This is a genomic window from Brevibacterium sp. CT2-23B (genome assembly GCF_013168765.1).
Lineage (GTDB): Bacteria > Actinomycetota > Actinomycetes > Actinomycetales > Brevibacteriaceae > Brevibacterium > Brevibacterium sediminis.
In genome coordinates, this window is the sequence record NZ_JABBYK010000001.1 from 385,954 (window position 1) to 401,031 (window position 15,078).

A 15,078-nucleotide genomic window follows, 5' to 3' on the forward strand; every position below is an offset into this window, starting at 1 on the left:
GCTGTCACTTTGACGACGCGCCGGTCAGGGGCTCGGAAGTCTCATGTCAGCGGGCCGTGATGGAATACGAGTATGGATGAGATGACGCAGCGGATGGGCAGCACCCTGCTCTCGGGCGGCTGCCTGAATATCATCGGGCGGCCGGGAACCGGGAAGACGACTCTGCTCGAGTCGCTCTATGCACAGCTGGTGTCGACGATCGACCCCGCCTCGGTCCTCGTTCTCACACCCGACCGTGATCACGCCGATGTGCTGCGCAATCGTCTCGAGCTGCCCGCTGACGCGGTTCTCTCCTCCGCCCCGGCCCGCAGTCTGGCGTCGTTCGCGTACGGGATCGCCCGTGCCGCACATACGACGCGGACCGGGGAGGATCTCGAATTCATCTCCGGTGCCGATCAGGATGTGTTCCTCGCCGATCTCCTCGCCGGACATGAACTCGGTCGTTCCCGCGGCCCGGCGTGGCCGTCGGAGATCACCGCCGAGGTGCGCTCGACCTCGGCCTTCCGAACCGAGGTCCGCGACGCGCTCAACCGAGTGATGGAGTTCGATTTCGGAATGCGCACGCCCGACACGTCGCAGGAGATCGCAGAACACGTGTTCGACTTCGGTCGCAGCGCCCTGGATCGTGCCCTTGCCGACAACCCCGACCCTCGGTGGCAGGCCGTGGCTGAGATCCTCGACGAATATCTGGGCATCATGTCCATGCCCGGCTACGGGGGCGTCGACTCCGCGACCGTTCTCGCCCTTGCCGCTTTCGAGATCCTCCGCGAACCTGCCGAGGTGACGGCCGGACGTTCGTGGACGTTCGCCCCTGACCGATTGCCCACAGTGGTTCTGGCCGACGGGGTCCAGGACTTCCCTGCCGCCAGTTGGGGAATCCTCGAACAGCTGCGGGCCAGGGGGAGTGCCATCGCTCTGTTCGGCTCGCCCGAGACGGTGACCGGACGTTTCCACGGAGCCGACGCGTCGATCATCGATCGGGCGACGGCCGAGGCCGGCTTCGAAACGGTCGTGCTCGATCGTCAGTGGGATGTCGACCCTGCATTGGCGACGACCATCGACGGCTTCGGAGCCAGGATCACCACGCGCTGGTCGACCGGTCATATGCCGCGCCCACGTCCCCTCGAGGATGCTGTTGATTCTGCGGCTTCCGCTGAGGCGTCGGCGACCGTGCCGCAATCAGCTCCGACAGCGGCACCGGTTGAAGAGCTGTCTCCCGTGTCGTCCGAGCCTGCCGTGGAGACGCACGTATTCGAGGGCAGTGCGTCCGGACACCGATATCTGGCCCGTCGGATCACGAACTTCGTCGAACAGGGGCACAGCTGGTCCGATGTCGCACTCATCTGCCGCAATTCGTCGAGTGCTCGCGCGATCGCCAATGAGCTGAGAGCGTCAGGGGTCTCGATCGCCACTCTCATGCAGCCGCTCAATGTCGACCCCGCGACCGCACCGTTGTTGGACCTGCTTTCGGCCGCTCCTGATTTCGACGATGACGAGTCGATCGCCGACCTCGCTCTGTCCCTGGCCGGCAGCATCTACGTCCGCCTCGACCCCGTGCAGATCCGCCGTTTCCGACGAGCAGTGCGCAGACAGTTCCCGGCGTCCAGCAGCACGGCGTCGCTGGCTCAGGCACTGCGCAGCCCGATCGACGATTCGTCCCCACAGGGACTGGCCACGATCTCACGGATGCTCCACGCCGCTGCTGAGGTCGGCACCACCGACCCCCACCAAGCGCTCTGGAGCATCTGGGACGCGGCCGGAGTCGCTGAGAAATGGCAGATCGAAGCCCTGCGCGACCCGGAATCGGTGACCAACGGCTATCTCGATTCGGTGCTCCGGCTGTTCGCGCTGGCCGAGAAGATCGCCGACCGCGGCGGTTTCACCGCTCGCTCGTTCGCCGGCATCGTCGCCGAACAGGACATCGCCCAGGATTCCCTGGCCGATACCGCAGGATTCGCCGACCACGTGCTGGTGGGCACCCCGTCCTCACTGGCCCATGTGCGTGTGCCTCTGGTGATCATCGCCGAAGTCAACGAAGGCGTCTGGCCGAACCCGAAGCTGCGCGGCGGAATCCTCGGCCTCACCGATCTCACGGCGGTGCTCGCCACGGGTGAGACGGTCACCGGTGACCCCGGCTACCACGCGCATGCGAAACGGACGAATCTGCGTGAAGAGGGCGAGCTGTTCTTCACCGCGCTCAGCCGTGCGCAGGAACGCGTGATCGTCACCGCCGTCACCGATGCGGAGACCGAGCCGTCCCCGTTCTTCGATGTGCTCGCCGCTGGCTCCGCCAAGGGCACCGAGGCGGCCGACGGCTATGCGATCACCCACGAGGATGAGCTGCCTCCGCTGACGGTGCCGGAGATGGCGGCACATGCCCGCGCTCATCTGCTGCAAACGGCTGCCGCGGCCGATGTCGAAGCTGCGGGGCCATCGTCGACGCTTGTGGACGCCACCACGACCGAAAGCGCCGAAAGCTCTGCGATTCCGGACGCGGACACGCGGTCATGGGCGGCGCTGATGCGGGCGCTCTCAGCTGGTGGCGGGGCGGTGGGGTCACCGACGCGGTGGCGCGAGGCTGAGGACATCACCACGAATGAGCCGCTCTTCACCGACTCCGATACGGTTCGCGTCTCACCCTCCCAGGTCGAAGCATTCACCGACTGCTCTCTGCGGTGGTTCCTCACCCGCAACGGTGGTGACCGCCCGATGTCGACAGCCCAAAGTCTCGGAACCATCATCCACGCCGCCGCCGAGAACTATCCGGAGGGCCCCACCTCCGCGATCCGCAGCTTCGTGGAAACTGAGTTCGCGTCCTTGGAATTCGACGCAGAATGGGAACGGGAACGGGAATTCGATGTGGCGATGACCATGGCCGACCGGCTCGGCGACTACATCAAGAAGACTCCGGGCCGCCTCGTCGGAGTCGAAGCACAGGTCTATGCGGTCGGTGTCGACTCGAACGGACGTGAGTGGAAGGTCACCGGACGCCTCGACCGAGTCGAGGAGGTCGAGGGCGGACTGCGCATCGTCGACTTCAAGACCGGCAGGAACGTCGTCGCCGGCAAGGAGATGGACCGGCATGCACAGCTGGGTGTGTATCAGGAAGCCATCAATTCCGGGACCATCAGGATCGGTGAGGACCAGGAGCTCGATGCACACGCTTTCGGCGCTGAACTCGTCTTCCTGCGCAAGTCGGCTCGCACTGTTCGGGAGCAGTCGGCGCTCGACGTCGATGAGAACCCCGACTGGGCTCGTGAACTCATCGACGACGTGTCCGGCAGGATGCGTGCCGCGAGCTTCCCTGCACGGGTCGACCCGCAGAAGTGCAAGTCGTGCCCCGTCCGATCATCGTGCCCGGCGATCGGCCCGAAGATGTTGGAGGAGAACTGATGCGCTTCACCGCCGAGCGGCTTGCCGAGCTCACGGCTGCCGACCCTGCCCAGGCCTTCCCTCCGAGCCCGGAGCAGAAGGTGATCATCGAGGCCGACCCGGCACAGTCGATGAAAGTCACCGCCGGGGCCGGATCGGGAAAGACCACAGTCATCTCCCAGCGTGTGGTGTGGCTGGTCGCCAACGAATTCGTCTCTCCCGAAGAGATCCTCGGCCTGACCTTCACCCGCAAAGCAGTCGGAGAACTCGGCGGACGCATCCGAGTGCTTCTGTCGCGTCTGCGGCACAACCTCGGCCGGGGTCAGGACCTTTCACTGCCCGGTCTCGACAATCCGACCGTGTCCACATACAACTCCTATGCCGCGTCCATCGTCAGCGAACACGGGGTGAGCATCGGCATCGAACCCGAAACTGTCCTCCTCGATGACGCCGCGGCACACACCATCGCCGGGACTCTCATCGATTCGACGCCACCCGACGAGATCCCCGGCGATTTCTCCCGCGAGACGATGATCGCCGATGTCATCGCCCTGGCAGGGCAGATGAATGATCACGGTCGTGATGTCGACGACGTCACGGACTATCTCGAGCAGTGCCTGGCTGCCCTGGTGTCCAGCAAGGGCAAGCCCGTCGATCCCAATGGACGACGGGCAAAGCTCGAAGCGAAGATCCGAACGGCCCGCCTGGCTGATGCCTATATGCGCGCGAAACGGCGCAATCTGGCAATGGACTTCTCCGACCAGGTGCGATTCGCCCAACGCATCCTCGACGAGGTGCCCGCCGCGGCCGAGGCCGAGAGAGCCAGGTGGAAGATCGTCCTCCTCGACGAGTTCCAAGACACCTCGGTGGCTCAGCTGAAGCTCTTGCGCGACCTCTTCCACTCCACCGCAGTGACCGCAGTCGGTGATCCCCGCCAGGCCATCTACGGTTGGCGCGGCGCCAGCGCCGACAACATGGTGCGTTTCTCATCGGACTTCCGGGACGTCGAATCACTGTCGCTGAGCACAAGCTGGCGCAACGACCGCTCGATCCTGCAGGTGGCCAACCGCATCGCCGCCGGACTCGCTGACAGCAGCGAGTCCCCGCTGTCGGCCCGCGATGATGCCGGTGAGGGCGAAGTCTGTGTCGAAATCAGCTCGGGTGCCCACGATCCCGATTTCCTCACCACGGGCCTGCGCGCACTCACGGATTGGTTCCACACGATCCCCGCGGGTTCGTCGAAGGCCGTGCTGTGCCGCAAACGTGCCCACTTCGCGCCGGTCGCGGCGGCGCTGGAAGCCGCCGGATTCGCTGTACACGTGCACGGTTCCTCCGGGCTGCTGACCGATCCCTTCGTCGCAGATCTGCGCGCGGTGCTCACCGCTGCGGTCGATCCTATGGCCGGCGACGAGATCATGAGGCTCGTCAGCGGACGTATGCTCGGCCTCGGCGCAGGCGACATCGCGGGGCTGCAGGCCTTCACTCGCCGTCAGACCGAGCGGCGAGCGTCCGAGCGAACCGAACCGGCCGCCGAGGAGGTGATCGCCGAAGCCATCGACCAGGCGACGATCGTCGAAGGCATCGATGAGCTCATCGAAGTGCGGCGCGTCCTCGACCAAGGAGCGCGGACAGCTGCTGACAGGGGACTCATCGCCGACTATCAGCAGTCCGGTCTGAGCTCGGAGGCGCTGCATCGTCTGGTCCGGTTGGCTCGCGCGCTGCGGGCCACCCGGTCGGGAACCGGCACCGTGGCTTCGATCATCCGCACCGCGATGTCCGAGACCGGAATCGATTCGGATATCTGGGGCCTCGGCGATTCGCTGCGCAATCTGCACAGAGCCTCCGTCGACGCTTTCCTCTCCGCGGCCAGCCAGTACTCGGCCACCGATGACAAACCCTCGATTACAGGCTTCCTTTCCTGGCTCAGTCTCATGGAAGCTCATGATGCGCTGAGCGTCGCCGAGCCGACGACGGCAGCCGATGCGATCAACATCATGACCGTCCATGCCTCGAAGGGTCTGGAGTTCGACGCCGTCGCCGTTCCGTCTCTGGTGGTCAAGGACTTTCCCACCGAGCCGCGGGACAAGGAAGGGTGGATGGATCGCACGGCTCTGCCGTACCCGTTGCGCGGTGACCGCGCACACCTCGTCGACTTCGACCTGCGGGAGGCTGAATTCGAGACGAAGAAGGCCCTGGATGAGTGGATCGGAGACTTCATCCGTCCACGGATCGCCGATGCGCACGAGGGGGAGGAGCGACGCCTCGCCTACGTGGCGTTCACTCGTGCGAAGAGGCATCTGTGGCTCGGTGCCGAGCTGATGGGTGCCCGCGCGGTCCCCGACGATCCCTCGCCCTTCCTCACCGAAGCGATCGAGGCCTTGGGCCTCGAAGTGGAGATTCCGGAACCTGCCGACGACACGGCGGAGGACCGCATCGAGACCACTCCATGGCCGGTGCCGCGCACGAAGCAGGTCGCCGCCGCACAGCGAGCCGCCGGTTGGGTCGAAGCGAGCCCGGACGTCAGCTTGGAGTCCTTGGCCGAGAATCCGGGAACGATCGGGCGGTTCGCCGCTCAGGCCCTGCGCATCGGTGACCGGCCCGAAGCGGTGTCCGCTGCGGCCATGCCCGACCGTCTCTCGGCAACGGCCCTGGTCGCGTGGAGGAGGGACCCGCAGGGTTTCCGTACGCAGACCCTGCGTCCGATCCCGGCTCCGCCCAGCCGGGCGGCCGAGATCGGAACGACCTTCCATTCCTGGGTGGAACAGCACTTCGGCCAGTCGAGCATCGAAATCGGCGAAGACGAATCGGTGAGACCGATCGACGCCGCGACGGTCCAACGGCTGCAGGAGACGTTCTCAGCCTCCGAGTTCGCGACGCGTCGGGCCGACCATGTGGAGATGTCCTTCGAACTCGTCCTCGGCAGATTCCGGGTGCCGGGGAAGATCGATGCGGTCTTCATCACCAGGGATCATGCCGAAGTTGTGGATTGGAAGACCTCGAAGAAACCCGATGCGGCAGTGCTCGAAGTGATGAAATGGCAGCTGGCGCTCTACCGGTTCGCGATTCTCAGGGTGCATCCGGAGATCGCCGAGGTGACGGGGACGTTCTACTTCGTCGGCAGTGACGACATCGTGCAGTTCACAGATCTGCCTGATGAGGCCGAAGTCGTCGAATGGCTGGAAGACAACGACATGGGCTGAGATCAGCGGATCCGGCCGGTCTCTTCCCCGTCATCAGTTTCGTCGGCGTCCCGAGTCGGCTCGGTCCGCACCTGCGATCCCGGCTCGGAGTCGAACTCCGAATCGTCTTCCGAGGGCGCCGACGGAGGCTGAGCTCCGGGAATGAACACATCGGGGGCTGCGGTCTCCGTGATCGCGGCTTCCACGTCGGGAGCATCGGCCGCTGCCGGGGCAGAGGAATTCGGGGCCGCTCCGCGAGTGTCTCCACCGTCTGCAGGTTCGGTCGCGGACTCAGAAGTCGGTTCCTCAGCGGAGGCGGCTGCATCGGCGGAGGAACCGAACAGGACCTCATTGAACGAGCTGAGGAGCCCGGCGGCATCCTCGACGGCGGTCTCATCCCCGGAGTCGACCGCCTCGAGCAGCCAGTCGAGCACTGCGAATTCGGCCAACAGCTCGGCGCGGGCAATGACATGCTCGTCGGCGCGGGGCCGGGAATTGCGGTACTCCTCGTAGAAGGTCGGCAGGGCGGCAGGATCGATCAGCGCGGAGGCCGCCGCCAGATCGATGGCCGGATCGGCGACGCGCAGACGACCGATCTCGGCGAGTGCGAGCACTCGCTCCTGATCGGTATAGACGCTCGTCTCATCGAGAGAACCGTGGATGGGCGTGGCAAGGAAATGCCAGAGCGCCACCTTCTCGAATTCCTCCTCCCAATGCTGCAGCAGAGACGACGGGACTCGTCCGGTGCTCGCCGCCTGGTCGAGGCGCTCAAGGATGAGGAACTGTGATCGAGAGGGATCCTCCACCGGGAAACCGGCATCGGCGACGGGCTCGGGCGCAGCCGAATGCAGAGTCGCCAGAGCCTGGGCCAGCGAACTGGCCCGCGCAGTGTCGGAGATGGGCACATCGCCCAGCGGCGCACCCGGCAGCGGATCGGCCAGTGTCACAGTCGTCGGGGACGACGTGTCGAAGTAGTCGGCGTCCACCTCGGTGATGGCCCGCAGGCGCGGCCATACGAAGTCAGCGTGTGGATACATGGACTCGTAGATTCGTCCCGCCTCGGCTGCTGAGCCGATGTCCGCGGTCCGATCGAGCTGGGTCTGAGCCGTTGCGACGAGCTGCTGATCGTCATCGCCGAGCAGGACTCTGACTCCGGCATCCAGCGGCGGCAGGGGTGTCCATGTCGTCGGGACGAAGCCGTCGAGCATCGTCGCCGCGATCGCAGTCAACTTGAGCGCCTTGGTATCCACCTTCCCCAATCTACCGTCTGGGTTCGACTGAGACACGGGACTCGCCGTCGAGCGTGTCTGCCGAGGGGACATTCGGGTCCGGTCAGGCATTCACGGCCACGGTCTGAGTGTCAGGACGCTGAGATATCGTGGAGGGCATGAAGCCATTGCCTCCAGTGCAGCCGATCAGCCTCGCCCGACACGGAATCGATCGGGACCATCTGACTCGGGGCCACGACGGAGACCTCAGCGAGATCTGGGCCTCAGGGGCCCTCGCCGTCCTCGAACATCGCGGATCGCTGCTCGTCGCCGGCGGCGGGCTCTTCCTGACCGACCGCGAAGCTGTGCCGGAGGGCCAGACGGAGGTCTACCTCGGCCGAGACCCACAGGGCACCCGATATATCGGAGTGTCCTTGGACGACGACGGTCGCAGCCACGTCGATTCCCGATTGGACGCCTCTCGCGCCCGGGACGCCACCGATCTGCTGACCGCTCCGGGAGAGGGGATCGACAGTTCCGAACCCGTCTGGCTGACCCTGCGTAATCTCGCCGAAGCCCTTGACGATGTGCAGGTATCCCTGGCCTGCGAGATCGTCGGTTTGGGAAACTGGCATCGTGCACACCTGTTCTCCCCGCGCACCGGCGCACCGACCACTCCGATCATGGGCGGATGGGTCCGCCGCGATCCGGTGACTGGAAGCGAACACTTTCCCCGCACCGATCCGGCAGTCATCGTCGTCATCGTCAACACCGATGAGGACGGGGTCGAACGTGTCCTGTTGGGCAACAACGCCGCCTGGGAATCCGACCGGTATTCGCTCCTGGCCGGATTCGTCGAACCGGGTGAGACACTCGAACACGCGGTGATCCGCGAGATCTGGGAAGAAGCTCATCTCGAAGTCACCGAACCTCGGTATCTGGGCTCTCAGCCGTGGCCGTTTCCCTGTTCGCTCATGCTCGGCTTCTCGGCCGTCGCTCCCAGCCGAGACTTCGCCGCCGACGAGGCTGAGATCGCCTCGCTGCGCTGGTTCACCCGGGCGGAGCTGCGCGCTGCCATTGCGAACGGCGAGGTGCGCGCTCCATCGACGATCTCCATTGCCGGTCAGCTCCTGTACAGCTGGTTGGACAACGCATGAATGCTTCGGCCACGGCCCTGCTCGAGGCCTTGGACGAGGAACAGCGCGCCGTCGCCACCCATTTCGACTCACCGGTGATCGTCCTCGCGGGTGCCGGCACCGGTAAGACCCGCGCCATGACGCACCGGATCGCCTTTGGAGTTGCGTCGGATGTGTTCCCTGCCAACCATGTCCTCGCGCTGACATTCACCGCCAAGGCGGCGGGGGAGATGCGCTCACGCCTGCGCGGACTCGGAGTCCCCGCGGTCCAAGCCCGTACGTTCCACTCCGCAGCGCTGCGTCAGCTGCGGTTCTTCTGGGACCGGTTCGCCGAAGGAGACTTTCCGCGGATCATCGAGAACAAGGCGGGCATCATCGGCTCGGTCATGCAGAGCCTCGGGTTGGAGACCAGTCGGGAACTGACCAGAGACGTCGCGTCGGAGATCGAGTTCGCGGCCTCGTCCCTGCTCGGCGTCGACGACTATGCGACGAAGGCAGCGGCCCGGGACCTCCCTGGTCAGCTGAGCGTCGACGATATGGTGCGGATCTTCGAAGCCTACGGGGAGGCGAAGACACGGGGACGGCTGCTCGATTTCGATGATGTGCTCCTCGTGCTCTCGGGAGTTCTGGCCGAGTATCCGGCGATCGCAGCCGAGATCCGCGAACAGTACAGGCACTTCGTCGTCGACGAGTTCCAAGACGTCTCGCCGCTCCAATACGATGTTCTCTCCCGGTGGCTGGGCCCCCGTGACAATCTCTGCGTCGTCGGCGATCCCGCTCAGACCATCTATACCTTCGCGGGAGCCGATGCGAGCCTGCTCGGTTCGCTCAGCACGTCGATGCCCGAGGCCAGAACGATCCGCCTGGTGCGCAACTACCGGTCGTCCCAGGCCATCGTGTCCACCGCGAACAATCTGCTGCGACACACCTCTCGGACCGCGCTGACCTTGCGGACCGACAACCCGATGGGCCGCCAGCCGCGCATGGTGGAGTATCCGACCGACGAGGCCGAGGCCACCGGGGTCGTCCAGGCTATCTCGGCAGAGATCCAGGCCGGACGTCGTCCGCGCAACATCGCAGTCCTCTTCCGCACGAACGGACAGAGTCCCTCCTACGAACAGGCTCTGGCCGCAGCCGGGATTCCCTATGTGCTGCGCGGCGGAGAGCGCTTCTTCGCGCGCAAAGAGGTCAAGGAGGCCGTTCTCATGCTCAAGGCCGCACGCGCGACCTCGAGCGGACAGCGTCTGACCGAAGCCGTGACAGAGGTTCTCGGCTCTCTCGGATTCACCCGAGAGCCGCCGGCCGCCGGAGCCGGCAGACAGCGTTGGGAATCGCTCAAAGCCCTCGTCGACCTCGCCGAGGAGCATCAGCACGGTCAGGAACTCCCTGTGCCGATGGAGGTCTTCCTCAGCGACCTGTCGGATCGTGCCGAGCACCAGTTCGCCCCGGACATCGAAGGCGTCACTCTGGCTTCCTTCCACGCGGCGAAGGGCCTGGAATGGGACAGTGTGCACCTGGTGGGTCTCAGCGAAGGTCTGCTGCCCATCAGCTATGCCCAGACGCCTCGAGCCATCGCTGAGGAACGTCGCCTGTTCTACGTGGCGCTGACGCGTGCAGGCACAGACCTGCGGATGAGCTGGTCGCTGGCCCGGTTCGACTCCAAACAGAGACCGCGGAGGTCATCACGCTTCCTCGCCGAACTCGGGCAGTCGGGACCGACGATGGGAGATGGCCGCACAGCGTCGAACTCTGCGGCGCTCAACCGCTGCCGCGGCTGCGGGAGGGCATTGGTCTCGCACCTCGACCGTGCACTCGGACGATGTGCGGACTGTCCTGCCGACATCGATCTCGAGCTGCTGGACCGTCTGCGACGCTGGCGGGTGCGCATCGGAATGGAGCAGGGACTGCCGCCGTACCTCGTTCTCACGGACACCTCGCTGTCAGTCATCGCGGAGGTCCGTCCCCGCACCCTCGACGAACTTGCGCGGGTCCCCGGCATCGGTGCGACGAAGCTCGAACTCTACGGAACTCACCTACTGGGTCTGCTCGGCGACTGACCCGAAATCCGGGACCGGCGTGCGACACTGGCAGCGATCGTGGAAGGTCATTCCACTATCCGTGACCTCGCCGGCATCCAAGGTGACCACGCGTCGGATCGGTGCTGTTTCGGGGCGCAGCAGCGCCTGACGAAGCATCTGAACAACATGCGCCGAACCGAGGATGCGTGCGGCGGGATCGCTGAGGCTCTCACGCTCCGGCAGGGCACGCAGACGCGGATGCTGATCGAGCCAACCGGCATCGCTGTCCTTCCGGTGCAGGCAGGAACACACAGAGCACGGTGTCGAACCGGGCCGGATGAGTCCCGTGATCTCCACAGACTGCTCACCGAGGACGACCTGACAGTGGTCGACTTCGCGATCACTGAGCCACATGGCGGAATTGAGATCCGGAACCAGGTGAGAACTCGTGACCACCACCGGTGAAGCCATGAGATCGAGCTCCTCGACACGGCGAGCCGCGGCGACGGCGAATCCGAGAGCCGCCAGCTGCCCTTCGACATGGGAGCGCAATGGACCCGTGACAAGCACAGGCCGGGACCCGAGGACCTGGGACACCCGATCCGGCGACAGATTGAATATGCGCGCCGCGGCGAAGACCGGGGACCCCTTCGGCACGGCGCCGCCGTCCGCGTCGGCCGGGATGAGGACACCTGCCTCCCCGAGGAGGGTGATGAGGGAGCTCGCCCTGCTGAGGTCGACCCCGAGTTCCTGAGCGCGTGAATAGAACTGAGCCGAGCCGATCCCGAGACGGAGATCTTCGATGAGACTGGCGTCACCGAGCAGCAGCCCATCGATGAGCACAGGATCATCTGCGCCGAACTGGATGCACGAGGACGAACGCCATGTGATGGGAACACTCGGAAAGATTCTGAACATCTCGGCCCCTCCGCCTCGCCATCCTGGAGACTTCCACAGTAGTGAACGAGAGCCGGAATGGCCACGGTGGGAGAGAAATTGTGGACAACCCTGTGGAAAAACGGCTGAGGACAGGCCGGGAAACGCATCCCGGCATGCCCTCAGCCGCATAGTGCCCCAGGCGCTCGCGAGGACTCGTGCGGCTTCCCCTTCCGCACGCATCCTCGGGTTTTCCGGGGTCAAGCATAGAACTTATTCCGCAAAAGCCTCCGCGTCAATGCACCGTCATGCACAGACACGTCAACAGCCTGTGGAAAACCTGTGGGAATCGCCGTGGAGTCTGTGGAGGAAAGGCGCCTTGAGTGTCGATATGACTGTTGATAAACACGCTCCCGGGTCGGATCAGCTCCCGTTCTGCGGGGACTGCGTTCTCGGAGGCGGCTGTGGACGGGGGATTCGACCTCAACTTTTCGGCAGACTCAGGAAACTCACAAACTCCGAAGGCTGTTCGTCTTCAGAACCGCTGCAGAGACGCCGCCACGGTGCCGGTGGCACTGTCACCGTGTCAGTGCGGTTTCCTATGATGGTCCGGTGAACAGAGCACAGCGGTGGAGTGAAGAAGAGGTGCTGCGGGCGATCGCCCGGGGTGAGATCGAAGTGCGTCGATCGGCACGGCGGAAGAAGACCGTCGCCGTCTCGAAGGAGGTCGAGACCTACGTGCTGCGCACTCCTGAGCGCTACAGCGTGGAGCGCAACATCCGTTCGCTGACGGATCTGTTCAATCGCCTCTCCGCCCGTGATCACTCGTCGGATGCCGACCTCGCCGAGCTGGCTGAGGAGATGAGCCGTCGTTTCTTCGGCGGCAGGCTGCGACCGACGTCGATCCGCTGGGTGACGAATCAGAATGTCAGCAGATGGGCGTCAACGACGACGTCGACGGGTGACATCCGCGTCTCCCATCGCCTGCAGGCCGTGCCGCGCTGGGTGCTGGAGACGGTCGTCGTCCATGAACTCGTCCATCTCCAGATCGGTCCCCACTCGAAGGAATTCCATGCATTGGCCGATCGCCATCCGCGGCAGACCGACGCAAAGATCTATCTCGAAGGATTCAGCGATGGGGAGCGTTTCAGGCGTGGGAGCTGAGCGCTGACACAGCGGAGCGGAAGAGGCCCGGCAGCCGGTCCGGCAGGTCGGGCATGAGGTCAGCGGGCAGTCGGTCCAGAGTGAACCAGGCGACGTCGAAGGACTCCTCCGACACATTCGGCGAATCGTCAGTCGAAGCCTGGGCTGCGAAGACGACGTCGAAGTGTCGGGTGCAGGTCCCGAACGCGGCCGAGAGGTCATGCACATGCACGTCGATGGGATCGGCAGTGACTCGTGCGAGCGGGCGCAGACCGCTTTCCTCTTCGGCCTCTCTGCGAGCGGCATCATGCAGCGAGGTGTCGACAGATTCGAGGTGTCCTCCGAACTGACCCCACAGCCCGGCCTTCCGGTGGTGGTTGAGTAGAACCGCCTCGGTGACCGGATCGATGACCAGACAGCTGGCTGTGAGGTGGTGCTCACCGCCGGAGCGGTGCAGGGCGTCGGCACCCTGCCGGTCGAAGAGCTCCGCGAAGGACGCGGAGAATGAGTTCCGCGGTCCGCGCTCGACTTCCTGCCGGGCGGTATCGAGATCGATCATTCAGCGATCGTCGCGATCGTCGGAGCTGTCGTCGTCGGAGCTGCTGTCACCGGTCGGCGCAGAGTCGTTGCGATCCGTCTCTTCGGACTCTGTTTTCGCATCGCTGCCGCCGGCTCCCTCAAGTCCCTCGGCGAGAATGCGGGACAGGGCCTCATCGATGCTCGATTCGTTGGTCCATTCGGCCTGACGTCGCTCGGAATAGCCCAGCGGGTCGTCCAGATCCTGCGTGGTCGGCAGCAGATCCGGATGGGAGAACACGCGATCGCGGGCTTCGGCGCCGCCCTGCGTCTCGAGATACGCGAAGAGCGCGGCGGCATCGCGGAGGCGACGGGGGTTGAACTCGAGACCCACAAGGGTTGAGAAGGTCTTCTCCGCCGGTCCCGCGGTTGCCCGCCGACGGCGCAGCGCTTCGCGGATCTGATCGCGACCTGGCAGATGCTTGCACGCCTCATAGACGACGACGTCGACCCACCCGGCGATGACGGCGAGGAGGTTCTCCAAAGACGTCAGCGCCTTCCTCTGATCGTCTGTCGTCGGCGGGTTGAACAGTCCCTGGCGAATATTGTCGCTGAGGTCGGAGATGTTCGACGGATCGATGTTCGACGCCATGTCCTCGATCTGCGAGGTGTCGACCTTCAGTCCCTGCGCATAACGAGTCAGAGCGGTCTCGACCTGGGCGCTCAGCCACGGGGCGCGCTCGAACAGAGCGAGGTGGGCGAGCTCCTGAGCCGCGAGGTAGATGCGGACCTCGGAGACGTCGACGTCGATCTCGGAAGCGAACGTCTCGACGTTCTTCTCGATGACCACGGCAGTGTCGTGGGGCAGCAGCGGGAGTCCCACCTCGGTGCCGGTGAGGACGCTTTCGGACAGCGCGCCGACGGCCTGTCCGATCTGCATGGCGAACATCGAATCGCTCATCGATCCGAACATCGACGATGCGCCTGCGAGGATGCCCTTCATCTCGGCCGGGACCTGGGACTCGAGCGTGTCCGTCAGGGCCGAGGACATGTTCTCCTTGATGGGCAGCACGAACTTCTGCCAACCGGGCATCGTCTCCTTGACCCAGTCGGCTCGGCGCAGCGGACGGGCGGAGCGGTTGGCGACGGAGAAGTCGGTGGCCTCGGCGAGCCAGAGCTCGGCCAGACGGAACGCATCGGTCGTCGCCCGCTCAGCGTCCTCGGATACAGAGGGGTCGGGAGTCGGAACCGCCTTCTGAGCGATCGACACTGCCTGGGCCTGCGGATCGGCACCCTGCCCGAAGAGCCCCTGCATCTGATTCATGATCGTGGACATCATCGCCGGATCGATCGAGAAGCCCTGCGGCATGCCCGAACTGTTCTTGTCATCTCCCTGACCGGATCCGGGACCATTGGCGCCGAAGAGCATTCCGAAGATCTGCTCGAACGGATTCTGTTCGTTGTTGTTGTCATCGGTCATTGTTCTACAGCCCCCAAGAATCGGTTTGACATCAACGTTAACGGTTCCGAATGTGCGAAGCTTCCCAATTCCGGGAGGTTTCGCAGGATGTTCGCACCGGGCGAAAGGAGTCTGTGAAACGGACGCTGAGGTTTCAACTAGACTGGTGGG

General features: G+C 64.8%; 9 protein-coding genes. 5 read left to right on the plus strand and 4 right to left on the minus strand.

All coding sequences use genetic code 11. The annotated features are described in order from the left end of the window. Window positions 1–72: 72 nt before the first annotated feature. Window positions 73–3,393, plus strand: a complete 3,321-nt coding sequence (locus HIM68_RS01810; RefSeq protein WP_172169135.1) for a UrvD/REP family ATP-dependent DNA helicase — start codon at window positions 73–75, stop codon at window positions 3,391–3,393. Further along, window positions 3,393–6,572 (plus strand): ATP-dependent DNA helicase, encoded by a 3,180-nt coding sequence (locus HIM68_RS01815; RefSeq protein WP_172169137.1) that lies wholly within the window; start codon window positions 3,393–3,395, stop codon window positions 6,570–6,572. Before HIM68_RS01810 ends, HIM68_RS01815 begins: the two co-directional genes overlap by 1 nt. 2 nt (window positions 6,573–6,574) lie before the next feature. Here the strand turns inward: HIM68_RS01815 and HIM68_RS01820 are convergent, their stop codons facing one another. Continuing rightward, the gene (locus HIM68_RS01820) at window positions 6,575–7,801 is read right to left on the minus strand and encodes an aminoglycoside phosphotransferase (protein WP_258041941.1); all 1,227 of its coding nucleotides are present in this window, start codon (window positions 7,799–7,801) and stop codon (window positions 6,575–6,577) included. A gap of 137 nt (window positions 7,802–7,938) precedes the next feature. On the opposite strand from HIM68_RS01820, the gene nudC reads away from it, so the two are divergent. Further along, entirely contained in the window at window positions 7,939–8,916 is a 978-nt protein-coding gene (gene nudC / locus HIM68_RS01825) for an NAD(+) diphosphatase (RefSeq protein ID WP_172169139.1), read from the plus strand. After that, window positions 8,913–10,952 (plus strand): ATP-dependent DNA helicase UvrD2, encoded by a 2,040-nt coding sequence (locus HIM68_RS01830; RefSeq protein ID WP_172169141.1) that lies wholly within the window; start codon window positions 8,913–8,915, stop codon window positions 10,950–10,952. The genes nudC and HIM68_RS01830 overlap by 4 nt, the downstream gene beginning before the upstream one ends. Here HIM68_RS01830 and HIM68_RS01835 read toward each other — a convergent pair. Continuing rightward, on the minus strand, window positions 10,929–11,831 hold the full coding sequence (locus tag HIM68_RS01835; protein WP_172169143.1) for a hypothetical protein: 903 nt from the start codon (window positions 11,829–11,831) through the stop codon (window positions 10,929–10,931). The genes HIM68_RS01830 and HIM68_RS01835 overlap by 24 nt on opposite strands. A 570-nt stretch (window positions 11,832–12,401) precedes the next feature. Here HIM68_RS01835 and HIM68_RS01840 point away from each other — a divergent pair. After that, window positions 12,402–12,953: a M48 family metallopeptidase gene (locus HIM68_RS01840; protein WP_172169146.1), complete on the plus strand. Its 552-nt coding sequence runs from the start codon at window positions 12,402–12,404 to the stop codon at window positions 12,951–12,953. Here HIM68_RS01840 and HIM68_RS01845 read toward each other — a convergent pair. Next, window positions 12,937–13,491 carry an NUDIX hydrolase gene (locus HIM68_RS01845; protein WP_139907689.1) on the minus strand — a complete coding sequence of 185 codons (555 nt, stop codon included), beginning with the start codon at window positions 13,489–13,491 and terminating at the stop codon, window positions 12,937–12,939. The two genes, HIM68_RS01840 and HIM68_RS01845, sit on opposite strands and share 17 nt — an antisense overlap. Continuing rightward, on the minus strand, window positions 13,492–14,928 hold the full coding sequence (locus HIM68_RS01850) for a zinc-dependent metalloprotease (RefSeq protein WP_172169149.1): 1,437 nt from the start codon (window positions 14,926–14,928) through the stop codon (window positions 13,492–13,494). Between the last annotated feature and the right edge of the window lie 150 nt (window positions 14,929–15,078).